Source organism: Sphingomonas sp. Leaf5 (assembly GCF_001421155.1).
Classification (GTDB): Bacteria; Pseudomonadota; Alphaproteobacteria; order Sphingomonadales; family Sphingomonadaceae; genus Sphingomonas.
Map to the genome: position 1 here is coordinate 132,563 of NZ_LMJZ01000023.1, position 26,625 is coordinate 159,187.

Genomic DNA, 26,625 nt, shown 5'->3' on the forward strand with positions numbered 1-26,625 from the left:
GCTCTCTTCCCGATTAAGGATTCCGCCGCGAAACGGACGTCATGACGCGCAACCATGCCGTACCCCCGCGCAGGCGGGGGTCCAGAGCCAAGCAGAACAGCGGCTTGTGGCAGTAACCCTGGCCCCCCGCCTGCGCGGGGGTACGATCATGCGGACGTTCGCCGAACGATCCTGACACGGAAGGGGAGCGGAGAATGCAACGCAAGGGACGCCGATGATGCACCGCCGAGCCTTTCTGACCGGATCGGCCGCCGCACTGGCGCTGACCCCGTTCGCGCTGGAGGCGCGCGGCTTCGCCCCGCGCGGCGACACGCTCACCGCACCGATCGAGATCGTCGACGACGTCCATGGCGTGCCGCATATCCGCGCCGCGTCGATCCCCGACGCCTTCTACGGACAGGGCTATGTCGTCGCGCGCGACCGGCTGTTCCAGATCGACCTGGCGCACCGCCGCGAACTGGGCCGGCTGGCCGAGGCGTTCGGCGAGGATTTCGCGAGGCACGACGCGACCGCGCGGCTGTTCCACTATCGCGGCGACCTGACCGCCGAACTGCGCCGCGTGCCCGGCGACGTGCTGGCCTGCGCCCGCGCCTATATCGCCGGGATCAACGCCCGCATCGACGAGGTGCTGGCCGATCGCACGCTGCTGCCGCAGGAATATGCGATCCTCGGCGTGACCCCGATCAAATGGGCGATCGAGGATATGGTGCTGGCGCGCGGCAGCGCGATCGGCAACGCCGATGACGAGGTCCGCCGCGCACAGCTGGCGGCGATCGGGCTGCTCGACCTCGACGCGATCGTCGCACCGTTGCGCCCCGCGTGGCGGATGACCGTCCCCGCCGGGCTGGACGTGACCGCCGTGTCGCCCGCCGATCTCGGCGTGTTGCGACAGGGCGGCCTGCCCTTCGGTCCCGATACCCCGGTCAACGATCCCGCCGAAGGTACGGCAGAGCGCGCCAATGCCGGCAGCAATGCGTGGACGGTGGCGGGCAGCCGTACCGCGACCGGACGCCCGATCCTCGCCAACGATCCGCATCTGGGCATTGGCGGGTTCGGCCCGCGCCATGTCGTGCATCTCAGCGCACCGGGACTGGACGTGATCGGCGGCGGCGCGCCGGGCCTGCCGGGGATCATGCAGGGCCATACCGATCGCTTCGCGTTCGGCCGGACCAATTTCCATATCGATCAGCAGGACCTGTTCATCCTCGACCTCGATCCCGCCGATCCCGAACGCTATCGCCATGCCGGCGGGTGGAAACGGTTCGAGCGGGTCGAGGTGGCGATCCCGGTCAAGGGTAGCGCCCCCTATGTCGCGACGCTGCGCTATTCGGTGCAGGGACCGGTGGTGATGCACGATCCGGCGAAGCGGCGGGCGAGCGTGCTGGCGTCGATCGCGATGCTGCCGGGCGGCGGCGGATCGTTCGCGATGATCGCGATGAACCTCGCCCGCGACTGGGCATCGCTGCGCAAGGCGTTCCGCCTGCATCCCTCGCCGACCAATTTTCACTATGCCGATATCGACGGCAATACCGGATGGCAGGTGATCGGCTTCGCGCCGGTGCGCAAACAGGGCGACGGACTGCTGCCGGTGCCGGGCGACGGACGGTTCGACTGGACCGGCATGACCGATTTCACCGCGCTGCCCAACGAATACAACCCGGCCAAGGGCTGGTTCGCCTCGGCCAACCAGAACAACCTGCCGGCAAACTGGCCGCGCGACCGCATCCCCGCCTTCTCGTTCCGCGCGCCCTATCGATACGAACGGATTGCGAGCGTGCTGGCGGCGCAGCCGAAGCACAGCCTTGCCGATAGCGTCGCGCTGCAATTCGACACGCTGTCGACCCCCGCGCGACAGTTGGTGGCGTTGCTGCCCGCCGGCCCCTCGCCCGCCGGCGATATGCTGCGCCGCTGGGACGGGCGGCTGGCGGCGGACAGCGGTCCGGCGGCGCTGTTCGAAATCCTGTGGCGCGACCTGTCGCAGCGAATGCTGGCGACGATCGTCCCCGCCCGGGCCAAGGCGCTGGTGACCGAGATCGATCCGTCGGTGCTGCTGGACTTGCTGCCCCGACATCCGACGATCGTGCGCGATGCGCTGGCGTCGTCTTGGGCGACGGCGCAGGGCTTGCTCGGTCCCGATCCGGTGACATGGCGCTGGGGGCGGTTGCATCAGGTCCGCATCGCGCATCCGCTGTCGCGCATTCCCGCCATCGCCGCCGCCTTTCCCCCGATCGAGGGCAGCGGATCGGGCGGCGACAGCTTCACCGTCATGGCCCGCTGGCTGGGCGACGGCCCTGGCTGGCGCGTCGGCGGCGGGGCGAGCTATATGCAGGTCATCGATGTCGGCGCGTGGGACAATTCGCTGTTCCTGAACCTGCCCGGCCAGTCGAACGACCCGCGCTCGCCTTATTATCGCGACCAATATGCGCCGTGGATCGAAGGGCGGACGCTGCCGCTGCTGTTCAGTCGTGCCGCGGTCGATGGCAAGGTCGCGCGCCGGATGACGTTGAAGGGGAAAAGCCGATGACCCGCCCGCTGCCGATCGCACTGTGCGCGCTGCTGATCGGGGCCGCGCCGGGTGCCGATATCGTGATCCGGGGCGGCACCATCCATGACGGCAGCGGCGGCCGGCCGATCACCGGCGATGTCGAGATCAAGGGCGACCGCATCGTCTATGTCGGGCGCTCGCGGGGCACGCGGGCGGCGCAGATCGTCGACGCGCGCGGGGCGATCGTCGCGCCGGGCTTCATCGACGCGCATACCCATCCCGACAGCTATATCCGGTCGCCCGACGCGACCGCGCGACTGAACCTGCCATGGCTGGCGCAGGGGGTGTCGACCATCGTCATCGGCGTCGACGGATACGGCACGCCCGACGTCGCGGAGGATGCGGGGGCGCTGACCAAAGCGGGGATCGGCACCAACGTCGCGCCGTTCGTCGGCTTCGGCGCGGTGCGCGGGCGCGTGCTGGGACAGGACGACCGCGCGCCTTCGCCCGCCGAACTGGCACAGGAAAAGGCGCTGGTGGCAAAGGCGATGTGCGCCGGTGCGTACGGCCTGTCGACGGGGCTGTTCTACGCCCCGCAAAGCTTCGCCAAGACCGACGAAGTGGTCGCGGTCGCGCGCGAGGCGGCGATCCGCGGCGGCATGTACGACACGCATCAGCGCGATGAATCCAACTACACGATCGGCCTGCTCAATTCGACGAAGGAAGCGATCGAGATCGGGCGTCAGGCGGGGATGCCGGTCCATTTCGCGCATTTGAAGGCACTGGGCGTCGACGTGCAGGGCAAGGCACCCGAGCTGATCGCGGTGATCGAGGCGGCACGCAAAGCCGGGCAGAACGTCACCGCCGACCAATATCCGTGGCTGGCATCGGGATCGAGCGTCGATGCGTCGCTGGTCCCGCGATGGGCCAATGACGGCGGTTATCCCAAGCTGATCGCGCGATTCGACGATCCGGCGACGCTGGCCAAGATCAAGACCGAAATGGCCGAAAATCTGCGCCGGCGCGGCGGCAAGGAATCGCTGTTGCTGACCAGCGCGGACATGCCATGGACCGGCAGGACGCTGGGGCAGATGGCGGCGCTATGGGGCATCGATCCCGTAGACGCCGCTATCCGAATCCTGCGCGTGGCCGACGCGACGGGCAAGGAACCCGCCGGCGTCTCGGTCGCCAGCTTCAACATGATCGACGCCGATGTCGACCGGATCATGCGCCAGCCATGGGTGGTGACCAGTTCGGACGGTTCGAACGGCCATCCCCGCCAGTACGCGACCTTCCCCCGCAAATATCAGGTCTATGTCCGCGAACGAAAGGTGCTGACGCTCGGCCAGTTCATCCGTCAGTCGACCGGTGCCACCGCCGACATGTACCGGATGGACGGGCGCGGCTATCTGAAGCCCGGTCGCTATGCCGATGTCGTAGTGTTCGATCCCGCAGGCTACGCGCCGCGCGCCGATTACGTGAACCCGAGGGTGCCGAGCGTCGGGGTGAAGGCGCTGTTCGTCAACGGTCGGCTGGCGCTGAAGGATGGTGCGACCACCGGGGCCGCACCGGGGCGGGTGTTGCTGCGTCCGACGCCGGCGCAGTGTCCGGCGACCTGACTCCCCTCCCTGACAAGGGAGGGGTTGGGGGTGGGTAGGGTTCCGCTGGATGCACCCGTCCCGGCCTGAACGGGCCAACCCACCCCCGACCCCTCCCTTGTCAGGGAGGGGAGAGGCAACCCCACATAACCCCCATCTATAGGTCGGCCCGTCAGCACGATATGACGCTGCCCCCGCCCCGGCCCTATCCCATCGTTCCGACCAGGCAGCAGGTGCGCGATGATCCCCGGACCCTTTCTCCTCTATCTCGGCCATTCCGACGACGCGGTCGGCATCAAGACGTCGCGGGGGGTTGCCGCATTCCTGCCGGACGATTGCGTCGGCGAATGGCGGCACGACGACTGCCCGCTCACCCTCGGCCTGCCGCGGATGGATGCGGCGGAGGGACGCGCGGCCGGGGCCAACACCCTGATCCTCGGCATCGCCAATGCCGGGGGCACGATGGGTGACGCGCTGGTCGAGGACGCGCTGGCAGCGATCGCGGTCGGCATGAACATCGCCTCCGGCCTCCACCAGCGGCTGCGCGACGTGGCCGAGATCGTGGCGGCGGCAAGGCAAGCCGGCGTGCAGCTGTTCGACGTGCGCGATCCGCCAGCGAACCTGCCCGTCGGCAATGGCAAACGCCGCGCGGGCAACCGGCTGCTGACCGTCGGCACCGATTGTTCGGTCGGCAAAATGTACACCACGCTCGCGCTCCACGCGGCAATGGTCGCGCGCGGGATCAAGGCCGATTTCCGCGCCACCGGGCAGACCGGCATCCTGATCGCCGGCTCCGGCGTGCCGGTCGATGCGGTGGTCGCCGACTTCATCTCGGGCGCGATCGAGACGATCACCCCGGCGCGGGACGATGACGGCTGGGACCTGATCGAAGGGCAGGGATCGCTGTTCCACCCGTCCTTCGCCGGGGTGTCGACCGGGCTGCTCCACGGCGCGCAGCCGCGCGCGCTGGTGCTATGCCACGATCCGTCCCGCGACCATATGCGCGGCCTGCCGCATTACGCCCTGCCCGACCTCGCCACCTGCCTCGCCGCCAACCTGTCGGTCGCGCGGCTGACCAGTCCCGACGTGCAGGCGGTCGGCATCGCACTCAACACCGCGAAGCTCGGCGAGGACGAAGCGCGCGCGCTGTGCGCCGAAACCGGCGCGGCGCTCGGCCGGCCGTGCACCGACCCCTATCGCTTCGGCGCGGACCCGATCATCGACTGGATGCAGACATGCTTCGACATCTCGACGTCGCCCATGACCGTTTCGGCCTGAGCACCCCGTTCCGCATCTCGCGCGGCGTCAAGACGGCGTCCGACGTCGTCACGGTGACGATCGCGCAGGGGCAGACGCGGGGGCGCGGCGAGGCGGTGCCCTATGCCCGCTATGGCGAGGGCGTCGACGACACCCTCGCGGCGATCCGCGCGATCGGACCGCACATCGCCGCCGGAGCGACCCGCGCCGACCTCGCCGCGCTGCTCCCCGCCGGCGCGGCGCGCAATGCGGTCGATTGCGCGTTGTGGGACCTCGAAGCGCGCCTCGCCGGGACCAGCGTCGCCGCGCTGGCCGGGATCGCCGAGGCGGTCGCCCTGCCGTCGGCGATCACCATCGGCCTCGACCATCCCGACGCGATGGCCCGCGCGGCGGCAAAGGTCGCGCAGGTCCCACTTCTGAAGATCAAGGTCGACCGCACCGACCCCGCCGCACAGATCGCCGCCGTCCGCGCCGCCGCGCCCGCCCCCCGGCTGATCGTCGACCCCAATGAAAGCTGGACGATCGACACGCTGGAAGCACTGAAACCGCGTCTCACCGAATGGCGCATCGACCTGCTCGAACAGCCGCTCCCCGCCGGCGGCGACGCCGCGCTGGCCGGGTTCGACAGCCCGGTGCCCGTCTGCGCCGACGAAGCCCTCCACACCGCCGCCGATCTCGACGCACTCGCCGGCCGCTACGCCGTGGTCAACATCAAGCTCGACAAGACCGGCGGCTTGACCGAAGCACTGGCGCTGGCGAACGCGGCACGCGCAAAGGGGTTCGGGTTGATGGTCGGGTGCATGGTCTGTTCGTCGCTGGGGATCGCCCCCGCGATGCTGCTCGGGGCACAGGCCGCCTTCGTCGATCTCGACGGGCCGCTCTGGCTCAGCGAAGACCGTCCCGGCGGCGTCACCGATCGTAACGGCATGTTGTCGCCGCCCGCCCCCGGTTTCTGGGGCAACCCCGCCTGATGCGCGGCTGGTTCGCGATTCCGTTGTGGAAGCGCGTCGTCGGCGCGCTCCTGCTCGGCATCGCGATCGGATTGCTGTGGCCGGCGGGTGCGGCGGCGATCAAGATCATCGGCGACCTGTTCGTCCGCCTCATCAAGATGCTGGTCGTGCCGGTGGTGCTCATCACCATCGCCGCCGGCATCGCCTCGCTCGGCGATCCGCGCCGACTGGGCGGGATCGGCGGGCGAACGGTCGCCCTGTTCGCCGTCACCACCCTGCTCGCGGTGTCGATCGGCATGGGGTTCGGCCTGTTGCTGCAACCGGGCGACGGCATCGTGCTGGCCGGGGTCGCGCCGCACGTCCTGGGACCGCCGGTGACCCCCGCCGACCAGCTGCTCGGCATCGTGCCGGTCAACATCGTCGATGCGCTGGCAAAGGGCGACATGCTCGCCATCATCTTCGTCGCCGTCCTGCTCGGCATCGCCAGCATCGTGTCGGGCGAAGCGGGCAAGCCGGTCGTGGCGCTGTTGCAGGGCCTCGCCGCCGTCCTGCTCCACCTCGTCCGCATCGTCATGGAGGTGACGCCGTTCGGCGTGCTCGCGCTGATCGCCAATGCGGTCGCGGCCAACGGCATGGCGGTGTTCGTCCATGTCGGCTGGCTGGCGCTGTGCGTGATCCTCGCCTCATGCACGCAAATGCTGGTGGTCCATGCCGCGCTACTCCGCTTCGTCGCGCGGTTGCCGGTGGTGCGGTTCTTTCGCGGGATCGTCGATGCGCTGGTCGTCGCCTTCTCGACCGCCTCTTCGTCGGCCACGCTCCCGGTCGCGCTGCGCGTGGCGCAGGACAATCTCGGCATCGCCCGCCCGATCGCCTCGACCGTCCTGCCGCTGGGGGCCAGCATCGGCAAGGACGGGACGGCGATGTATGTCGGACTGCTCGGCCAGTTCGCGTTGCAGGCGCTGGGCATCGTTCCCGACGCATGGATGCTGGGCGTCATGCTGCTGACCGGCGCGCTCGCCGCGTTCGGGACCGCGCCGGTGCCGTCCGCCTCGCTGTTCATGCTGGCGGCGATGCTCGGCGCGGTCGGGGTCGGCGCGGAACAGACCGCATTGATCGTCGGGCTGGTACTGCCGTTCGACCGGCTGCTCGACATGACGCGGACGGTCCCCTCGGCCAGCGCCAACCTGACCGTCGCGACGCTGGTGGCGCGTGCCGAAGACGGGCTGGACGAGGCGCGCTATCGCGGGCAGGCAGCCCCATGAACCTGCGCCACATCGAAATCTTCCACGCCGTCTACGTCAACGGATCGGTCAGCGCGGCGGCCCGCGCGCTCAATATCTCGCAGCCTTCCGTGTCGAAGACGCTGCGCCATGCCGAGACGCTGCTCGGCTTCGAACTGTTTCAGCGGACCAACAGCCGGCTGGTCCCGACCGAAGACGCCCACGCCCTGTTCGGCGACGTCGCCGATATTCAGGAACGGGTGCGGGCGTTGCGCGAAGCCGGCCGCAACCTGCGCACCGGCGGCGGCGCGACGCTGCGCATCTCGGCGCTGCCCAGCCTCGCGCTCGGCGCGCTGCCGACCGCCGTCGCGCGGTTCATGGCCAAGCGTCCCGACGTCCGCTTCGACCTGCAGACCGTCCATCACGACGACCTGCTGCGCAAACTCTACGAACGCGAAACCGATATCGCCATCGCCGCCGAAGTCCCGCGCGGCGCACCGCTGGGCAAGATATGGCTCGGCGAAGGCGAGCTCGTCGCGTTGTACCGCGAAGCCGACCTGCCCGACGCCCCGCCGCGCATCGAACTGCCGCAATTGGTCGGGCGGCCGTTCATCACGCTGGCCGCCAGCGGCCCGATCGGCCAGCTGTTCGCGCAGGAACTCGACCGGCTGGGGCTGGAACTGCACGACATCGCGTCGGCCCGCACCTTCTACATCGCCGCCGCGCTGGTCCGGGCCGGCGTGGGGTTGAGCGTCGTCGACAATTTCACTGCCGAAGCGTCCCTTTCCGACGGTCTCGCGATGCGGCCGTTGAAGCCCTCGCTGACCTTCGACCTCCACGCCATGCACCTGCTCGACCGCCCGCCCAGCGCGCTGGCCAGCGAATTTCTGGACGTGTTGCGGGAAGTGATCGAGGGGCCGTAAATTTCCCTCTTCCGACGGGAGAGGGAGGGAGCGGCGAAGCCGCGGAGGGGTGAGGGTGATCCCACCCGCCACGAACCTATGACGCCGTCCTGAAGAGCTGCCGTACCCCCGCGCAGGCGGGGGTCCAGGGTCGCAGGCGGGATCGACGTTCAGTTCGCTGGGCGCAGGAATGGCTTTCGATCCCCGTTCGTCACTCCCGCGCAGGCGGGAGTCCATAGACGCCAGCGTCGCGGATCCAGCCAAACCGTCGGCGTCTATGGATTCCCGCCTGCGCGGGAATGACGAAATTCCGTGGTTATCGCTGAATGTCGATCGTCCACAGGCGCAAGCCGTTGTTCTGCTTGGCTCTGGCCCCCCGCCTGCGCGGGGGTACGGCGGATTTGGGCTGATCGCGCGACTTTCACAGGGTCGTCGATCGAGTCCGGAGTGGCCATCCACTTTCCTACAGCACCCCACCCCGCTACCGTCGCGAGGCTCTTTCCCATCGCCATCCCCGCCCTTCCGCACCCCCAACCCGAAACGTCACACCAAAACGCGGCAAGTGTGACCTTTGTGACCTTTGAAACGCGCAGAACCACCCAACCACCTGATCCCAAACACAAAACTACAGACCACCCTCCGCGTCGAACCCCGCCACCACCGCATCCCCCGTCGCCGGCCGCAGTTCGAAGATACCGCTGTCGACATGCCGCGTCGGATGCACCCGGTTGGTCAGCAGCGTCCACGCCAGCCCGCGCTCGAAATCGACCCACAGCCCGGTCCCGGTAAAGCCGGTATGCCCGATCGTCCCCGCCGAACACGCCTGCCCACCCGACCATCCGGGAAAGCGGATTTCCCAGCCCGCGGTCCGATGCCCCTCGACCGGCGTCCGAATCGCATCGAGCATCGCCGCCGACGCCCCGCTACCGTCGAGCAGCCCGAGCGCGAAATCGAGCACGCCATCGACCGTCCCGAACAGCCCGGCATGACCGGTCCGCCCGCCCATCGACGAGCAGTTCTCGTCATGCACCTCGCCGACCAGCACCCGCCCGCGCCACGAGCAATGCTCGGTCGCGACCGCCGGTCCGGGCGGCGGACCCCAGCTAAGGCCCGACCCGAGCGGCAGCGCGTCCAGCCCGGCACCGATGATCCGTTCGATGGCCAGCCCCAACAGGATGAAGTTGATGTCCGAATAGACCGGTGGTCCCTGCCGCCACGCCCGCTGCAACACGAACGCGCGCAACCGGGCGGGATCGTCGCCATACGTATAGATCGGCTCGACCGCCGGCAGGAAGGTACGATGGAGCAGACAGTCGCGGAACGTCAGCCGCCGCTCCGCCGCGCCCGCAACGTCATATTGCCGCAGATCGGGGATCGCATCGGTCAGCGGCTGGTCGAGATCGATCCGCCCGTCTTCCGCCAGTTGCAGCACGAAGCGGGTGGTCGCGATCACCTTGCTGACCGAGGCGAGGTCGAACCAGTGGTCGCGGGTCAGCGGCTCCTCGACCGGCACGCGCTGCGCCAGCCCGGCGACCCGCACCGACCGCGTACCGTCGGCGGAGACGATGCCGAGCGTGGCGCCCGGTATCCGCCCGTCGGCGACATGGGCGGCGGCGAGGGCAAAGGCGCGGTCGATCATGCGTCGTCCTTCCTCGCACGGATGCGGGTCAGCGCCGGCAGGATCGGGATCGCCGCCAGACTGAGCGCGCCCGACAACAGGAAGAACCCGTCATAGCCGATCACCCCGACCATCGACCCGCCAGCGCCCGCCAGCATCCGCGGCAACAGGAACGCGAACCCGGTCAGGAACGCATATTGCGCCCCCGGATAGCGCGGGTTCACGAGCAGCGAGAGGTAGACGACGAACACCGCCCCCGCGAACCCGTTGCCGAACTGGTCCAGCCCGGTCGCGACATACAGCATCGCCTCGCTGACCTGTTGGTGCGCCAGCCAGACGAAGCCGAAATTGCCGATCGCCGCCACCACCGCCCCGACCGCCAGCGCCCATGCCATCGGCCGCCGCGTCACCATCCAGCCGCCCAAGCCCACCCCGACCATGCTCGCGACCAGCGCGACCACGCCATCGGCCCGCCCGATCTGGCTGAGCGAATAGCCCAGCCCCTTGATCATCGGTTTGGACAGATTCAGCGCCAGCACGTCGCCCATCCGGTACAGCGACACGAACGCCATCAGCACGATCGCCGCCGTCTGGTACCGCCAGAAGAAATCGACATACGGCCCGATCGCGGTCGAGGTCCGCGCCCGGTGCGTGGCCGGTAGCGTCCGTATCCACGGCACCGCCGCCGCCATGGCAAGGAACGGCACCATGCACAGCCCCAGCACCCATGGCGTCACGTTGCTCGTGGCATCGATCCCGATCGATGCCGCCGTCTGCAACAGGGCATAGCCGACCGTCGCCGTCACCGCCGCGACCACGCCCAGAATCACCGCCCCGCCCAGCACCCCGGTCGCCAGCGCCACCATCCGCCCGCCGCCCCGCGCCGCATCGGGCCGCATCGCCACCAGCATCGGAAACGGCAGGAACGCCGCCACCGCGATCGCCAGATAGGCCAGCGCCCAGCCGCCATGGTCGGCCAGCAACAGCGCCCCGCTGCCCGCCGCGACCATCGCGCTGCGATATCCCCACAGGTTCGCGGCGACGATCGGCCCCTGCTGGTCCTGCGTCGGGAACAGCTCGATCCGCCACGCATCCGCCGCCACCTCCAGCGTCGTGGTCCAGAAGGCGAGCAGCACCGCGAACAACGCGGTCAGCGGCAGCGACGCATCGTCCGACGTCCACGCCATCGCCGCCATCGCGGTGACGATGCCCAGCTGCGCCAGCATGATCCACCCGCGCCGTTTGCCCCAGAAGCGCGCGAACCCCGGCACGTCATAGCGGTCGAGCAGCGGCGCCCACACGAACTTCAGCGTCGGCAGCAACTGCACCCACGCAAAAAAACCCAGCACGGTCAGCGCCACGCCATGCGCTTGCAACCGCAGCACCAGCACCGTCGAGAACATGTAGAAGGGCAGCCCGGCGGCAAAGCCCAGCAGCCCGTACACCAGCATCGCCCGCCGTCCCGGCAGCGTCGGAAGGGAGGGGACCGCGGCGGCGGCGGATGCGGTCATGGCGGCTCCGGTCGTGACAAAGCGCGAACCTCCGACGATCGCGCCGACACGTCAACCGCGCCATGACCGGCGCTGTCGCCTCACCGGTGTCGCAGCCCCCATTGGTCGTAGCGCAACAGGCGGTCGCCGAGCCGGAAGTCGCCACCGCCGTCATCGTCGACCGTCGTCGCATTGCCCGCCATCCAGTGCGGCACCCGGAGGCGGTCGATCGGGTTGCCGAACGGCCCGGGCAGCGGCGGGTCGAGGTCGATCAACAGGTCGCGCCCGCCCAGCCGGGTCACCGCCTTCTCCGCATCGCGCCAGTCGAGTTCGCTGAAACGCTGCGACAGGTCGAGCGCGACCTGCGCGGCGGTCTGTCCATCGGCCGACACCCCGCCCGATCGCATGGCGGCATGGTTCTGCCATGCCGCGCCCTGATCGCGCACGACCTCGGCCAGCGCGTCGGGATGCAACGCCCCCTCGACCAGCCGGCGGTTGTCGCGCGGGATGACGATGTCGGGCGTCTCCTCGATCCGGCGCAGCGTCGCTTCGAGCTGGGCGAGGTTGGGATAGACATGCCCGCCAAGGCCATGGAACCCGCCCTTGCGCGTCAGCAACGGCGTCAGGTCGCGCCCGGCGGGACGCAACACGATGGCGCGCGCCTCGGCAAAGGCACCGCGCTCGCGCGCGTGCCGATGCAGCCGTCCGATCCGCTGGAGCAGCACGTCGATCGGGGCCAGATCGGTGATGAGCAGATCGGCATCGATGTCGAGCGACTGTTCGAGCGTCTGCGTGCCGACCAGCACCCGCCCGCCCGCACCGCGCGTCTTGCCGAACGCGCTCTCCACCGCCGCGTCGAGCAGCCGCCGGTCGTCGGGCGCGAACCGGCCATGGTGCAGCGTCGCGACGTCGCCGACCCGGAACGCCAATTCGGGCGCGCGCGCCGCCACCGCCTGCGCCACCGCGATCGCGCCGCCGACACTGTTGCGCACCACCAGCACCGCCGCGCCGGCGCAGGCTGCCGCCACCGCGCGTTCGGCGATGGCGACCGGGTCGTCGATCTCGCCGGCCGTCTCGATCCGCACCCGCTTCTCGCGCCCCGCCCCGGCCACGGCGCGAACGGCATCGCGACCCGACAGCGCCGGATAGGGGACCGCCACCGCCTGATCCTGCGACACGATCGGCTGCCGCAGCAACTGCGCCCGCGCCCGCGCGCCGAGCGTCGCCGACAGCAGCAGCGCATGACCGCCCACCGCGACATGATGGGTCAGCAACCGGTCGAGCAGCCCGGCCATATACGCGTCGGAGGCATGGACCTCATCGACGACCAACAGGCTGCGCGCCAGCACCGATGCCCGGAACAGCGCGTGGCGCACGGGCAGCGTAGCGAGCAGCGCCTGATCGATCGTCCCCACCGCCACCCGCGCGGCGAGGAACCGGTTGGTCCGCTCCGCCGCCCAGCGCGCATCGGGCTTGCCGCCTGCTTCGCCATCGTCCCAGCGGACGGCATAATCGGGCAGCGCCTGCCCGGTGGCATCGCCCGACTGCAGATAGCCCGGCACGGCGAGTACCGCTTCCGGCGCGTCGGCACCCCATAGCGATTTCAGAATGGTGTCGACGCGCCGGTGCAACTGCACCGCCGCCGACCGCGTGGGCAGTGCGAAGAACAGTCCGTCGACCTCGCCCCGTCGCCGCAGTTCGATCCAGCGCCACAACGCCGCCTCGGTCTTGCCCGATCCGGTCTCCGCCTCGATCAGCGCGACGGGGCCAAGGTCGTCGGCGGCGGCCTGCGCCTGAAACGCGAAAGGGTCCTTGCCGAACGCCGCCCGGAAATCACCGGGCGGCGTGGCCGACGGCAACAACCCGCGCGCCTGCGCCGCTGCCGCCGCGGCCACGTCCCGCACCGCGACCCGATCGGTGCCATAGGGTTCCTCGATCGGAAAGCGGTCGCTGTCGGACCCGATCCAGTCGGCCAGCGTCACCAGGCCGGCGAACAGCGCGACGAAGCGCGGTGCCTGCGGCAGCGGCTCGCCGGCCTCCCATGCCAGCGGCCAGCGCGCGCGGACGGCAGCAAGGACCGGCAGGACATCGGCGGCGGGATCGCGACCATGTTCCGGCATCCAGCATCCGGCGAACTTCATCCATTCACTGGTATCGGGCGGAAAGCGGAACGCATCGACCGGCCTGCCATGATGCGCCATCACCGCCGCGAAATGTTCGGCGGCACCCCAGGCGTCGAGCATCGCACCGATCGCCTGCGCCGCCTCCCCCGCCCGCAATTTCGAATGGCACAGCAGGGCTGCAACTGGGCCGGCATGGCCGATCTTCTGGTTCGCCTTCGGGTCGATCCGCGCCTGAAACCCGCGATTGGCCTTGCCGAGATCGTGCAACGCCGCGAGCGCGATGAGCCGCGCCATGTCCTGCCCCGTCAGCGCCCGCCCCGCCGCCGCTTCGAGCGGCCGGGTCCAGCCCGGCAACACCGCCGCCATCGCCGCTCCGACGTCGAGGCAATGATCGACCAGCGGCAGCGCGGCGGCCACCCGGCCGTCGGCATTCTTTTTCAGCTTCGCCCAGACCATCGCCGCTCCCCGTCCCCGCCCATACTGCACCCTATCCGTTCGACAGCCCGCACCCAAATGATCCGAAACGGAGGAAAGTCGCCAGCAAAGCGGATGCAACCTTCGTTGGCAGCGCGTCCGCCGCCCCGCACTGTCGCGTGCAGGAAAGGGGGCGCTTGGCATGGCCGACACGCAATCCACCGGCCGCGCCCCTGCGCGCGCCGGACCGCCGGGGGTCGGCCAGTTCGTGTCGCTGCGCGGGCGGCTATGGATGGTCGAGGCCGAACCCGACGGGCCGCTCGACGGCCATCTGCTCGCCTGTATCGACGACGATGCCAGCGGCGAGGAAGCACGCATCCTGTGGAGCGCCGAGGTCGATGCACGGCTGCACGATGAAGAGGCATGGGACGCGCTGGCCCGCGGCGGCGGCGATGCGGCGAGCTTTTCCGCCTATCTTCGCACGGTTCGCTGGCGCACCGCGACCGCTGCCGAGCGCGACCTGTTCCAGGCCCCGTTCCGCGCCGGCATCCGCCTCGATCCCTATCAGTTGCTGCCGTTGCGCAAGGCGCTGCGCCTGCCGCGCGTGAACCTGCTGATCGCCGACGATGTCGGCCTCGGCAAGACGGTCGAGGCCGGGCTGGTGCTGCGCGAGATGCTGCTGCGGCGGCGGGTCGACTATACGGTGGTGCTGGCGCCGGCGGCGATGACGCTGCAATGGCGCGACGAGTTGCAGACCAAATTCGGGCTGGCGTTCGAGATCGTCGACGCTGCGCATCTGGAGGCGCTGCGGCGGCGGCGCGGCTACGGTGCCAACCCGTGGGCGGCGGGGTCGCGGTTCATCCTGTCGCACCGGTTGCTGGGGGAGGAAGCCTATGTCGCCGGGCTGCGCGACCTGCTCGGCGGGTTTCGCGCGCGCTCGCTGCTGATCCTCGACGAAGCGCATCATGCGGCACCGGCGGGCGGCGGACGCTATGCGATCGAAAGCCAGTTCACCCGGTCGTTGCGCGACCTGTCCGACCGGTTCGAACACCGGCTGTTCCTGTCGGCGACGCCGCATAACGGCCATCCCAACAGTTTCGCGACGCTGCTCGAACTGCTCGATCCGCAGCGTTTCACCCGCGGGGTGCCGGTGCGGCCCGCCGATCTCGAACCGGTGATGGTGCGCCGGCTGAAAAGCGACCTGCGCGCGCTGGGAGAGGCGTTTCCGCAGCGGGTGGTCGAACCGGTCGGCTTGCGCGACCTGCCCGCCGATGCGCCCGAACTGGTGCTGGCGGCAATGCTGGCCGAATATCGCGCCTTGCGCGAGGCGCGGATTGCGACGCTGCCCGGCGTACAGGCTGCGCGGGCGCGGCTGGGCTTCGTCGGGTTGCAGCAGCGCTTGCTGTCCTCCATCCCGGCCTTTGCGCGCACGTTGCGGGTGCATCTCGACGGGCTCGACCGAGCGATGGTCGAGGCGGTCGACGCGCCCGACCGCGCCGAGGACGAAGCCGCCGCACTCGACCTGCTGGCCGAGCGCGAGGCGGCGATCGCGGTGGAGGCCGGCCCGCTCGCCGCCGAACGCGACCATGCGCTGGCAATGCTGGCCATCGCCGACGCGGCGCGCGGCGGACCCGATGCGCGGGTGCGGTGGATCCTCGACTGGGCGCGGTCCCACCTGCTCGACGACGACGGGCGGTGGCGCGACCGGCGGCTGATCCTGTTCACCGAATATGAGGATACGCGCCGCTGGTTGCAGCGGCAATTGGCGGTGCTGCTCGACGCGAGCGACGCGCACGAGGCGCGGCGGATCGACAGCTTTACCGGCGTCACCTCGACCGAACGGCGCGAGGCGGTGAAGCGCGCCTTCAACGATCCCGACGATCCGCTGCGCATCCTGATCTGCACCGACGCCGCGCGTGAGGGCATCAACCTGCAGACGCAGTGCCACGACCTGATCCATGTCGACCTGCCATGGAACCCGTCGCGGCTGGAACAGCGCAACGGGCGGATCGACCGCAAGCTGCAACCAAGCGACACCGTCACCTGCCGCTATTTCGTCTATGCACAGCGGCCCGAGGACGTCGTGCTCGACGCACTGGTACGCAAGACCGAATTGATCCGGCGGCAGCTGGGTTCGGCCGGACAGGTGCTGGGCGACCGGATCGCCGACCGGCTGGCAAGCGGCGGCATCGACCGCGCGGCGGCGGCGGCGCTGGCCGGGCGCATCCGCGGTGCGGAGGCCGACGACCGCGTGCGGGCTGCGGTGCGTGATCTGGACGACGGAGCCGATGCGCGGCTGGCGCGGCTGCGGCGCGAACAGGCGGACCTTGCCGCCGCTCTGGACAAAGCGCGCGAGCGGGTCGGCGTCGATCCGGACGAATTGCAGTCGGTGGTCGGGCTGGCGCTGGCACGGTCGGGCGGCGGCTGGCACTGCCCGGCGGCGATCGGCACGACGCCGGTGTTCGCGCTCGACGCGGCGCGGATGGCGCAGGATGCCAGCTGGGCACCGCTGCTCGATGAATTGCGCGCCCGCCCGCCCCGGCCCGGCGAACGCCCCGGCGACTGGCGCGCCGATGCCGCCGTCCGGCGGGTGAGCTTCGCGCCGGCGATCCTGCCCGACGGTCGCGATGCCGGCGACGTCGTGCAACTGCATCTCGAACACCGCCTCGTCCGCCGTCTGCTCGGCCAGTTCCTGTCGGCGGGGTTCCGGCAGGGGCTGGAGCGCGCCTGCGTGATCCGCACGCCGGCCGCATCGTCGCCCCGCGTGATCCTGATCGGACGGCTGGCGCTGTACGGGGAAAAGGCCGCGCGACTGCACGAGGAAGTCCTGAGCGTCGCCGCCGAGTGGCGTGACGACGGCCCGTTGCGGATCCTCGCCGAGGGCCGCGAGGCGGAGGGCCGGGTCCTCGACGACCTGATCGCCGCGCTGAAGACCGCCGAGGACGCCGACCCCGCCATCGCGACCCACGCGACCGCACGGTCGGCCCGCGACATCGCCGAGCTGCGTCCGGCGCTGCTGGCGCGGGCGGAGGCGCGTCGCGAGCGGGTCGCCACCGAACTCGCCCGGCGCGCGGCGGCGGAGGCGCGCGGGCTGGAAACGCTGCTCGACGCGCGGCTCGCCCGCATCGGGCGCGAACGCGGCAGCGACGACGCGCAGCTGACGTTGCTGCTCGACCCGGCCGAGGCACGGCAGCGCGCCGCCGATCGCCGGTCGTGGGAACGCGCCACCGCCCGGCTCGCCGAGGAGCGCGTGCGTGAGCCCGAACGACTGCGCGGTGCCGCGACGATCCATGCCACCCGGGTCGAACCGATCGGCCTCGTCTATCTGTGGCCCGCCGCATGAGCCGGGCCGATGCCCACGGACTGCACGACTGGATCGGCTATCTCCAGCCGGTCGGGCTGGTCGTCGCCCCCGCCGCGCTTGCCCGGATCGGCGCATGGCCGGCACCGCAGCACGCCCGCGATTCCGTGGCGGTGGCTCAGGCGCTGGCGGACGCCGATCCGTGGCGCCTGTTCCACGACATCCTCGGCTGGCCCGCCGACCGGGTGGCGGGCGCGCCCGGCGGACCGGCCATCCCCGACACGCTGCGCATCGCCTTTCCCGAACAGGACACGCTGCTCGAACCGCATGGCGTCGTGCTGACGAACGACGGCGCACCCCAATTGCCGGTGCGGATCGAGGACGTGATCCTCGACCGGCGCGCCACGCTCGACGGATGGGAGGCCACCGCGCAGCAACGCTTCGAACGGCTGCTGCGCGAAACCGGCATCCTTGCCGGGGTACTGATCGGCCTGCGCGAGACCGGGCGGCACGATGCACCTACCGAACGCGTCCTGCGGCTGGTGGTCGCGCCGCGCGGCGAGGTGTCGGGGCATATGAGCTGGCCGCTCGATGCATTGTCGAGCGTTGGCGGCCGGGCGATGCTCGCCGGGCTGAAACTGTTGCTCGACGCCCATGCGCTGTTCACCGGGCCGCCCTTGCACCGCCTGCCCGCACTCCTCGCCGAAAGCCGCGCCGCACAGGCCGATGTGTCGGCACGGCTCGCCGGGCAGGTGCTGGCCAGCCTCCACGAACTGCTGCGCGGTCTCGACGCCGCCGCGCCGGAGCGGGTCCGCGCGCTGGCCGGAGAGCGACCGCAGCATCTCTACGAAGCGTTGCTGACGGTGCTGCTGCGGCTGATATTCATCCTCTATGCCGAGGACCGCGCGCTGATGCCGTCCGCCCCCGGCGGCGCGGCGGCGGCGCTGTATGAACAGGGCTATGCGCTGGGCGCGCTGCACCTGCAGCTACGCGAGGGTGCCGCCCAGTATCCCGATACGATCGACGACCGGCGCGGTGCATGGGGGCGGCTGATCGCGCTGTTCCGGCTGGTCGATCGCGGCCATCCGTCGGGATTCATGCAGGCGCGCGGCGGCAAGCTGTTCAGCGAAGCCGCTTTTCCCTTCCTGCTCGGCCGCAGCGCGCCGGACGATCCGGAGACGGTGCTGCCGGTCGGCGACGGCTGCGTGCTGCGCGTGCTCGACGGACTGCTGATGCTGGGCGGGGAGCGTGTCGCCTATCGCTCGCTCAGCGTCGAACAGATCGGGTCGGTATATGAAACGGTGATGGGCTTCACCGTCGAGCGCGCGGGCGGCACGGCGCTGGCGATCAGCGCGGGCAAGGGCAACCGCGTGCCGGTATGGGTCGATCTCGATGCATTGGCGGGCGTACCCGCAGGCGAGCGCGAAAAGCGGCTGAAGACCCTGACCGGACGCGGGAGTTTCGCGCCCCCCGTCACCCGCGCGATCCGATCGGCCGGCGATGTCGACACCCTCGCCACCGCCCTTTCGCCCGTCGTCGACCGCCGCGCCTGCCCGCGCGGGCAGCCGGTCGTGGCGGGGACGCCGATCCTGCAACCGACCGACGAACGCCGCCGCACCGGCAGCCATTATACCCCCGCCGCGCTGACCCGCCCGATCGTCGCCCATGCGCTCGCCCCCGCCTTCGCGCGGATCGGACCTGATGCCGGCCCGGCCGACATCCTCGACCTGAAGGTCTGCGATCCCGCCGCCGGATCGGGTGCGTTCCTGGTCGAGGCGTGCCGGCAACTGGGCGAACGGCTGGTCGCGGCATGGAGCCGCTGGCCGGCGCAGCGCCCGACCATCCCGACCGACGAGGACGAACTGCTCCACGCCAAACGGCTGGTCGCGCAACACTGCCTGCGCGGCGTCGATCGCAACCCGCTGGCGATCGACCTCGCCAAGCTGTCGCTGTGGCTGGAAACGCTGGCGAGCGCGCATGAATTCACTTTCCTCGACGCGGTGCTGCGCGCCGGCGACAGTCTGGTCGGCCTGCCCAATCCCAAGATCGTTGCGGTGACGTGGAACAAGGTGTCGGGACAGCACAGCTTCGTCGAGGCGATCGTGCGCGACGGGATCGATGCCGCGGCCGAACTGCGCCGCCTGATGCGCAGCGAGGCGGAAATCGCGCCCTATGCCGCGCAGGAACGCCGCCATCTCGCCGCGACCATCGCGCTCGAACGCGCGCAGCTGGTCGCCGATGCGGTCCTGTGGTCGTTCTTCACCGGAACCGGCGCGCGCGACCGCGATGCGCGGCTGGCCGAGGTGCAGCAATGCGTGCTGGCCCCAGGCGCCGCGAGCTGGGCGCAACTCGTCGAATGGCAGGCGGCGTTGCGCGCGCCGCCGATCGGCATCACCAGCTTCCATTGGGAACTGGCGTTCGAGGATGTGTTCGCCCGCCCCGATCCGGGGTTCGACGCGATCATCGGCAATCCGCCCTTCGCCGGCAAGAACACCATCGCCGCCGGCCATGCCGCCGCCTATCCCGACTGGCTCAAGACGCTTCACGCCGGGGCGCATGGCAATGCCGACCTGTCGGCGCATTTCTTCCGCCGGGCATTCGGGCTGCTGCGCACCGGCGGCAGCTTCGGGCTGATCGCGACCAACACCATCCGGCAGGGCGATACGCGCGAGACCGGCCTGACCCGGATCCTGCACGACGGCGGCGTCATCTACCGCGCGGTCAGCCACCACGTCTGGGAGGGTGAGGCGGCGGTGGTCGTCGCGCAGGTCTTCGTCCGGCGCGGCGGGCACGACGAAACGCCGACGATGCTCGACGGACGACCGGTGCGGCGGATTTCGGCATATCTGATGGAGGGCGATCTGGATGGATCGCCGGCGTCGTTGCGGGCCAACCGAAAACAGGCGTTCGAAGGTTCCAAGCTCTATGGCAACGGCTTTGCGTTTCGCGACGATCGGCCCGCCAGCGACGAACACCGGCTGGCCTCTATGCACGCCATTCTGGCCCACGAACCGCAGAGCGCCGCCCGGATCAAGCCCTTGCTAGGCGGTGAGGACCTGAACAACCATCCCCTGCATCGCGCAAGCCGGTACGCCATGAACTTTTCCGGCCTGACCGAGGCACAGGTCGAGAACGACCATCCCCGCCTGTACCGGCTGTGTCGCGACACGGTGAAGCGCGAGCGGGACCATGTCACCACTCGGTCGACCCGCGAGAATTGGTGGCTGTACGAACGCGAACGGCCCGATCTCTATACCGCGATATCGGGGCTGGCCACGGTATTGGCGCTGTGCCGGGTCAGCCCCCATCTGGCGATCGCCCGCGTCGATGCGAACCAGATTTTCGGCGAATCCGTCGACGTGTTCGCCCTGACCTCCTTTGCATCCTTTGCGGTTCTGCAATCCCGCGTCCACGAAGTCTGGGTGCGGTTCTTCGCATCATCCATGAAGGACGACCTGCGCTACACCCCGTCCGATTGCTTCGACACCTTTCCGCTACCCCCGGACCATGCCACTGACTCCGCGCTCGAAGCGGTCGGGCAAGCCTATCACGATCACCGCGCGGCGATGATGGTCGCGGGTGGCACAGGCATGACGCCGACCTACAACCGGTTCCACCGCGCCGCCGACACCGCGCCCGATATCGCGACGCTGCGCGACCTGCACGCTGCATTGGATCACGCGGTCCTCGCCGCTTATGGCTGGGACGATCTCGCCGCCGAAGCGGCTCCGGTCCCGCTCGATGCCGATCGCGAGGACGACCACCGATACCACGACCGCCTGTTCTGGCCCGCGCCGTTTCGCGACGCGGTGCTGGGGCGATTGTTGCGACTGAACGAGGAACGCGCGGCGATGGAGCGACTGTTGTGAATGCCGATGGCGTGCGCGCCGAACTGGTCCGGCGGCTGCGGCGCAATCTGATCGGCCCGTGCGAACGCGACGATGCCGACCTTGCCGCCGAACGGCTGCCGCCCGGCGAAAACCCGTCGCGCTGGTATCTGGCGGGGTTCATCGCACCGTCGGGCGAACTGACCGCCGCGGCGGACATCGCCGCCGATGCCGAACCCGACGATATCGACCGCTATCTGTTCGACGATGCCGGTTTCGGGGCCGGCGGGGCGGCGGGCGATCACGACGAACCCGATCCGCCACCCGCGCGTCGTCGCTACCTGCCGAGCAGTATCGGCCTGTCGACGATGGTCGATGCCGATGTTCGCACGATCGACGTGACCGTCGACTGGGGCGATTATGTTCCCGAACCGCCGCTGCCGCCCGATATGCTCGACAGCGGCGGCGAACCGCATGGTCAGCCGATCGGCTGGCGGCGGGTGCCGCGCAGCCATGGCATCGCGCTCCCCCTACCACCGGTCGACCACGGCATCGCCCACCATCCCCTGCCCGGCACCGCCGCCACCGCCCGGCCCGGCGGCGCGCTGGAACTGGCGGTGCGGGCGCGGCCGTTCGCGCTGAAACTGCCCGACGGCACGACGCGCGCGGTCCGGGTCGTGACGGTGTTCCTGGTCAACAAACGGCTCGAACCGCCGTCGCGCTATCGCGACCTTGCCTATGCCTATCAGGTCCGCCTGACGCTCCGGTGCGAAGCGGGGTTCGTCGCGCAGCACGACCTGTCGCGGATCGCCCGCGACGATTGGGACGACCAGCTCGCCGACCTCCATTATCGCGACAGCGCCGCATATGCCGCCGGGCTGGGCTGTGCGGCGGCGCACAGCGTAGCGGACGACGGCACGGTCCGCCAGGTCCACACGACGCATATGCCACTGGCCTCGGTGGAACGCACCGTCGCGGCCGGGGTCGATGCGGTGCCGTTCGGCATGGACCGCCTCGCCGAACTGGCACGCGGCGACGGTGCGGCGTTACAGGCGGCGCTGCAACCGCTGATCGCCGCCTATGCCGGCTGGACGGAGGGTCAGCACACCGCGGCTACCGCCACCGACATCGCCGGGGCACCGCAACGGGCCCGCACCGCCGCCGCGCTGATAGCCGCGCAACACGAAGTGCGTGGCCGCATCGCCGCCGGCATCGCGCTGCTGGCGACCGATGCGCGCGTGCGACAGGCGTTCGAGATCGCCAACCGCGCCGTCGCCGACGCGACCCGCGCCCGCCGGCCGGGCGACGTTCGGCCGGCATGGCGCCCGTTTCAGCTCGCCTTCCTTCTGCTCAACCTGTCCGGCATGGCCGACCGCCGCCATGCCGACCGCGAGATCGCCGACCTGCTGTTCTTCCCGACCGGCGGCGGCAAGACCGAAGCGTATCTGGGCCTTGCCGCCTTCACCATCGCGCTGCGTCGCCTGTCGGGGGACGGGCTGCTCGGTGCGGGCGTATCGGTCATCATGCGCTATACGCTGCGGCTGTTGACGCTAGACCAGCTGGGACGGGCGGCGGGGCTGGTCTGCGCACTCGAATTGCTGCGCACCGGGGCCGGGTACCGCGACGCCGGCGGTCGTCCGCTGCTCGGCGACTGGCCGATCGAGATCGGGCTGTGGGTCGGCTCCGACGCCAGCCCCAACCGACTGGGGCGCAAGGGTGACAAGCGCGAGGGCACCGCCGTCCGCCGCGTCCGCGCCTATACCAACGGCCGCGACAGCCGCGCGCCTGCCCCGATCAAGGCCTGCCCGTGGTGCGGCACCGCCTTCACCCCGCAAAGCTTTCGCTGCGTGCCCCATGCCGATGCGCCGACCAATCTCGAACTGCGCTGCGTCAACCTGGCCTGCCCCTTCACCGGCGACCGCGCGCTGCCGGTGGTGACGGTCGACGAAGCGATCTATCGCCGCCTGCCCGCCTTCCTGATCGCGACCGTCGACAAATTCGCGGCGCTGCCATGGCTCGGGGCGGCCGGCGCGTTCTTCGGCCATGTCGACCGTGCCGACGACAGCGGCTTTTACGGCGCTGCCGAACCGGGCAAGGGGCGCGCGCTGGGCGGCGGCCATCGGCTCGATCCGCCCGACCTGATCGTGCAGGACGAACTGCACCTGATTTCCGGCCCGCTCGGCACCGTCGCCGGCCTGTACGAATCCGCGATCGACCGTCTCGCCAGCCGCAGCGTCGACGGACAACGGGTCCGGCCGAAGATCGTCGCGTCGACCGCCACCGTCCGCCGCGCCGGCGACCAGATCCGCGCGCTGTTCGACCGCGGCGAGACGCGCATCTTTCCGCCGCCCGGCATCGACCGCCGCGACAGTTTCTTCGCGCGCACCTGTCGCGAAAGCGCGGCCGATCCGGCGCGCTGGTATGTCGGCATCGCCGCCGCCGGGCGCGGGCCGAAGCTGGTATTCCTGCAGGCGCTGGTGACCCTGCTCGGCGCGGCGCAGGGGCTGGCCGATGGCGGCGGCGACGCCGATGCCTATCGCACGGCTTTGTGCTATTTCAACGCGCTGCGCGAACTGGGCGGTGCGCGCCGGATCGTCGAGGACGAGGTCGCGAACCGGCTGGCCAGCTATGGTACGCAGCGGCGGCGGATCGAGCCGGTCGAGCGGCCGTTCGGCAACCGGCTGCTGGGCGAACCGGTCGAACTGACCTCACGCGTGTCGACCGATCAGGTCGCGGCGGCCAAACGGCGGCTGGAGACGGGCTTCGACGGGCCGGACCCGGTCGATGTGGCGCTGGCGACCAACATGATCTCGGTCGGGCTCGACATCGATCGGCTGGGGTTGATGCTGGTGCAGGGACAGCCCAAGACCGCGGCGGAATATATCCAGGCGACCAGCCGCGTCGGCCGCAATCCGGCGCGCCCCGGACTGGTCGTGGCGGTGTTGAACGTCCACCGCCCGCGCGACCGCATGCATTTCGAACAATTCGGCCATTTCCACGACACCTTTTATCGCGCGGTCGAGGCGACCAGCGTCACGCCATGGTCGGCGCGCGCGCTCGACCGGTCGCTGGCGGCGGTGGTGGTGGCGATCGCCCGCCATCTCGATCCGGCGCTGACACCGTCCGACGCGGTCGCGGCACTGGCGGGAGCCACTGCCACCCGTGCGGCGGTGGTCGCGCATCTGGTCGATCGCGCCCCCGCCGAAATAGATGGCGGCCGCGATCGGCTGGCAACGACGATCGAGGGACTGCTCGACGACTGGATCACGATCGCCGCCGAACAGACCGGCGCTGGCGGACGGTTCAGCTACGATGATCGCCCGCAACGCCTGCTCCACCCCCCGCTCGACCCCGTGCTCGCCAACCTGTCGCCCGCGCACCGGCGGTTCCAGGCCGGATGGAGCATGCGCGACGTCGAACCGGCGGTGCTGGTCCGGCCGCGCGGACCGACCGGCGAACGGGTCGGCGGCGCAGGAGACATGGCATGACCGGCAAACCCGTGACGCTGCGCCCGTCGCAACTGGTGCTGGGCTTCGGTCCCGGCGCGATGGTCGACCTGCCGACGCGGTCGGTGGTCATCGGCGGCCTCGACCTGTGGCATATGCGCGAACGCGGCAGCTGGCGGCCGATCCACGAACCGCGCGCGGCGGCGGTGCTGGAGGCACTGTTGCGCGGCAACGGGCGACTGGCCGATGGCGTGCGGCTGACCTTGCGCACCCCGCCCGCGCATGACGAAAACCGCACCGGCCCCGGCGAACCACCGGGCATTGAGGCGCGCATTTTCCCCGCATGGTTCGTCGCCCGCGATGCCGAGGAGGCGGGCGACGTCCGCCGCCGCCGGCTGGTCCGCTGGCGTGATCTGAACCCGCGCGGCCGGGCCGAGCTGATCGACGATGACGGGCACCGTCTGGCGGTGACGCCGATCCGCTTCGTCGCCGGCTGTCACAAGGGGCATTTGCAGGACATCGACTGGGCCTATGCCGTGCATGTCGACCTGCCCGGGCGCTGCGTCCAACCGCTCTGGCTGGAGGAACGCGGCACGTCGGGCGATCCCGCCTCGACCCGGATCGTGTGCGGATGCGGTGCGGCGCTGTCGCTGCGCGATGCACAGGCCGATGGCCGGTTCGGCAAATGCCGGGGCCGCCGACCCTGGCTGCCGACCGACGACGCGGACTGCGGCGAAAATCTGCGCTTCCTGACCCGGACCGCGACCAACGCCTATTTCCCGCAGGTGCTGACCGTCATCTCGCTGCCCGCCGGTGAGGACGAACTGACCCGACTGGTCGAGGCGCATATGGATGCGATCGACTGGGTGACGACCGAAGCGGAAATGGCGATCGCCCGCCGCGCCAACCCGGCATTGCGCGCGGCCTTGGCCGGATGGAGCGATGCCGACATCGTCGCCCGCGTCGCGCAACTGCGCAGCACCGGCCATCAGACCCTGGCCAAGGCACCCAAGGTCGCCGAATTCGACCTGCTCGCCTCCGGCCTGCCCGCCATCGGCAGCGACACCCCCGACGCCCGGTTGTTCGCCCGCACCCTGACCCGCGCCGAATGGGACGGTGATCGGCCGCGCCTGTCACCGATCGCTGCGGCGGTCGCGGTCCACCGGCTTCGCGAGGTCGCCTGCCTGTACGGCTTCACCCGGTTCGAGGCCGCGCCGACCGCGATCGACGGCGATCTGGAGGAACTCTATATCGCCGTCGAGGGCGCGGCACTGGCCGTCGATCTAGAATGGCTGCCCGCCGTCGAGCAACTGGGCGAAGGCATCTTTCTGCGCTTCGATCCACAGGCGATCCGGTCGTGGCTGACGCGTCCGGCGGTGGCGGTCCGGGGGGAAGCGTTGCTGAGTGGATGGGACCGCTGGCGCAGCGGTCAGGCCTATGGCGACAAGCTGCGCTTCCCCGGCCTCGCTTATTACGCGATGCACGGTTTCAGCCACGCTCTGATGACCGAGATCGCCCTCGACTGCGGCTATCCCGCGACCGCGCTGAAGGAACGGCTATATGCGATCGTCGATGAGGACGGCGAACGCTTCGGCCTGCTGCTCTACACCGCCTCGACCGGTACGCAGGGGACGCTGGGCGGGCTGGTCGCGGTGTTGCCGCGTCTGGGCGCGATCGCCGAACGCGCGCTCGACCGGCTGGCCCTGTGCAGCGGCGATCCGATCTGCGCCGAACACGATCCCGACGCCCATGCCGACGAACGCGCGCTGAGCGGTGCGGCCTGCCACAGCTGCCTGCTGGTCGCCGAAACGAGTTGCGAGGCCCGCAACCTCTACCTCGACCGCGCGCTGACTGCACCCACGGTGCTGACCGATGCGGCGGCGTTGTTCGGCGCATGACCATGTCGCCGCCCCACAGGCCAATGCCGCTACCGGATTCCTCCGCGAACGTCCCTTTCTCGTACCTCCGCGCAGACGGGGGTACGGCAAGATCGG

Annotated in this window: 13 protein-coding genes; 10 read left to right on the forward strand and 3 right to left on the reverse strand. The window is 70.3% G+C overall.

Features of this window, described 5'->3' with window-relative positions; genetic code table 11:
* Positions 1 to 214: 214 nt before the first annotated feature.
* The 6 genes from ASE50_RS16050 to ASE50_RS16075 all read left to right on the forward strand — a co-directional run bounded on the left by ASE50_RS16050 (position 215) and on the right by ASE50_RS16075 (position 8,433).
* Positions 215 to 2,524 (forward strand): penicillin acylase family protein, encoded by a 2,310-nt coding sequence (locus ASE50_RS16050; protein ID WP_056402854.1) that lies wholly within the window; start codon positions 215 to 217, stop codon positions 2,522 to 2,524.
* Positions 2,521 to 4,104, forward strand: coding sequence for an N-acyl-D-amino-acid deacylase family protein (locus ASE50_RS16055; protein ID WP_056402857.1), 1,584 nt, complete (start codon positions 2,521 to 2,523; stop codon positions 4,102 to 4,104). The genes ASE50_RS16050 and ASE50_RS16055 overlap by 4 nt, the downstream gene beginning before the upstream one ends.
* 219 nt (positions 4,105 to 4,323) lie before the next feature.
* The gene (gene dgcN / locus ASE50_RS16060) at positions 4,324 to 5,361 is read left to right on the forward strand and encodes an N-acetyltransferase DgcN (RefSeq protein ID WP_056402861.1); all 1,038 of its coding nucleotides are present in this window, start codon (positions 4,324 to 4,326) and stop codon (positions 5,359 to 5,361) included.
* Entirely contained in the window at positions 5,319 to 6,311 is a 993-nt protein-coding gene (gene dgcA / locus ASE50_RS16065) for an N-acetyl-D-Glu racemase DgcA (protein WP_056402864.1), read from the forward strand. Before dgcN ends, dgcA begins: the two co-directional genes overlap by 43 nt.
* Entirely contained in the window at positions 6,311 to 7,552 is a 1,242-nt protein-coding gene (locus ASE50_RS16070; protein ID WP_056402867.1) for a dicarboxylate/amino acid:cation symporter, read from the forward strand. Before dgcA ends, ASE50_RS16070 begins: the two co-directional genes overlap by 1 nt.
* Positions 7,549 to 8,433: a LysR family transcriptional regulator gene (locus tag ASE50_RS16075; protein ID WP_056402872.1), complete on the forward strand. Its 885-nt coding sequence runs from the start codon at positions 7,549 to 7,551 to the stop codon at positions 8,431 to 8,433. The genes ASE50_RS16070 and ASE50_RS16075 overlap by 4 nt, the downstream gene beginning before the upstream one ends.
* A gap of 604 nt (positions 8,434 to 9,037) precedes the next feature.
* On the opposite strand, the gene ASE50_RS16080 is transcribed toward ASE50_RS16075, so the two are convergent.
* The 3 genes from ASE50_RS16080 to ASE50_RS16090 form a co-directional block, all read right to left on the reverse strand.
* A complete protein-coding gene (locus tag ASE50_RS16080; protein ID WP_056402875.1) occupies positions 9,038 to 10,051 on the reverse strand; it encodes a serine hydrolase domain-containing protein in 1,014 nt (337 codons plus the stop codon).
* A complete protein-coding gene (locus tag ASE50_RS16085; RefSeq protein ID WP_056402877.1) occupies positions 10,048 to 11,541 on the reverse strand; it encodes a hypothetical protein in 1,494 nt (497 codons plus the stop codon). Before ASE50_RS16085 ends, ASE50_RS16080 begins: the two co-directional genes overlap by 4 nt.
* Before the next feature lie 80 nt (positions 11,542 to 11,621).
* Positions 11,622 to 14,099, reverse strand: a complete 2,478-nt coding sequence (locus tag ASE50_RS16090; protein ID WP_056402881.1) for a CRISPR-associated helicase/endonuclease Cas3 — start codon at positions 14,097 to 14,099, stop codon at positions 11,622 to 11,624.
* A 160-nt stretch (positions 14,100 to 14,259) separates the two neighbouring features.
* On the opposite strand from ASE50_RS16090, the gene drmD reads away from it, so the two are divergent.
* The 4 genes from drmD to drmB are packed head-to-tail and all read left to right on the forward strand — an operon-like array spanning position 14,260 to position 26,529.
* Positions 14,260 to 17,400, forward strand: coding sequence for a DISARM system SNF2-like helicase DrmD (gene drmD, locus ASE50_RS16095; protein ID WP_056402884.1), 3,141 nt, complete (start codon positions 14,260 to 14,262; stop codon positions 17,398 to 17,400).
* Positions 17,397 to 21,227: an Eco57I restriction-modification methylase domain-containing protein gene (locus tag ASE50_RS16100; protein ID WP_235512398.1), complete on the forward strand. Its 3,831-nt coding sequence runs from the start codon at positions 17,397 to 17,399 to the stop codon at positions 21,225 to 21,227. The genes drmD and ASE50_RS16100 overlap by 4 nt, the downstream gene beginning before the upstream one ends.
* Positions 21,224 to 24,673 (forward strand): DISARM system helicase DrmA, encoded by a 3,450-nt coding sequence (gene drmA / locus ASE50_RS16105; RefSeq protein ID WP_056402887.1) that lies wholly within the window; start codon positions 21,224 to 21,226, stop codon positions 24,671 to 24,673. The genes ASE50_RS16100 and drmA overlap by 4 nt, the downstream gene beginning before the upstream one ends.
* Positions 24,670 to 26,529: a DUF1998 domain-containing protein gene (drmB, locus tag ASE50_RS16110; RefSeq protein ID WP_056402890.1), complete on the forward strand. Its 1,860-nt coding sequence runs from the start codon at positions 24,670 to 24,672 to the stop codon at positions 26,527 to 26,529. Before drmA ends, drmB begins: the two co-directional genes overlap by 4 nt.
* Positions 26,530 to 26,625 lie beyond the last annotated feature (96 nt).

Bases quoted from the DNA above. Each gene is read 5' to 3' on its own strand.
- ASE50_RS16080 (WP_056402875.1), bottom strand. From the start codon at position 10,051: ATGATCGACCGCGCCTTTGCCCTCGCCGCCGCCCATGTCGCCGACGGG.
- ASE50_RS16085 (WP_056402877.1), bottom strand. From the start codon at position 11,541: ATGACCGCATCCGCCGCCGCCGCGGTCCCCTCCCTTCCGACGCTGCCG.
- dgcN (WP_056402861.1), top strand. From the start codon at position 4,324: ATGATCCCCGGACCCTTTCTCCTCTATCTCGGCCATTCCGACGACGCG.
- ASE50_RS16075 (WP_056402872.1), top strand. From the start codon at position 7,549: ATGAACCTGCGCCACATCGAAATCTTCCACGCCGTCTACGTCAACGGA.
- ASE50_RS16090 (WP_056402881.1), bottom strand. From the start codon at position 14,099: ATGGTCTGGGCGAAGCTGAAAAAGAATGCCGACGGCCGGGTGGCCGCC.
- ASE50_RS16070 (WP_056402867.1), top strand. From the start codon at position 6,311: ATGCGCGGCTGGTTCGCGATTCCGTTGTGGAAGCGCGTCGTCGGCGCG.
- dgcA (WP_056402864.1), top strand. From the start codon at position 5,319: ATGCTTCGACATCTCGACGTCGCCCATGACCGTTTCGGCCTGAGCACC.
- drmD (WP_056402884.1), top strand. From the start codon at position 14,260: ATGGCCGACACGCAATCCACCGGCCGCGCCCCTGCGCGCGCCGGACCG.
- ASE50_RS16100 (WP_235512398.1), top strand. From the start codon at position 17,397: ATGAGCCGGGCCGATGCCCACGGACTGCACGACTGGATCGGCTATCTC.
- drmB (WP_056402890.1), top strand. From the start codon at position 24,670: ATGACCGGCAAACCCGTGACGCTGCGCCCGTCGCAACTGGTGCTGGGC.
- ASE50_RS16050 (WP_056402854.1), top strand. From the start codon at position 215: ATGATGCACCGCCGAGCCTTTCTGACCGGATCGGCCGCCGCACTGGCG.
- ASE50_RS16055 (WP_056402857.1), top strand. From the start codon at position 2,521: ATGACCCGCCCGCTGCCGATCGCACTGTGCGCGCTGCTGATCGGGGCC.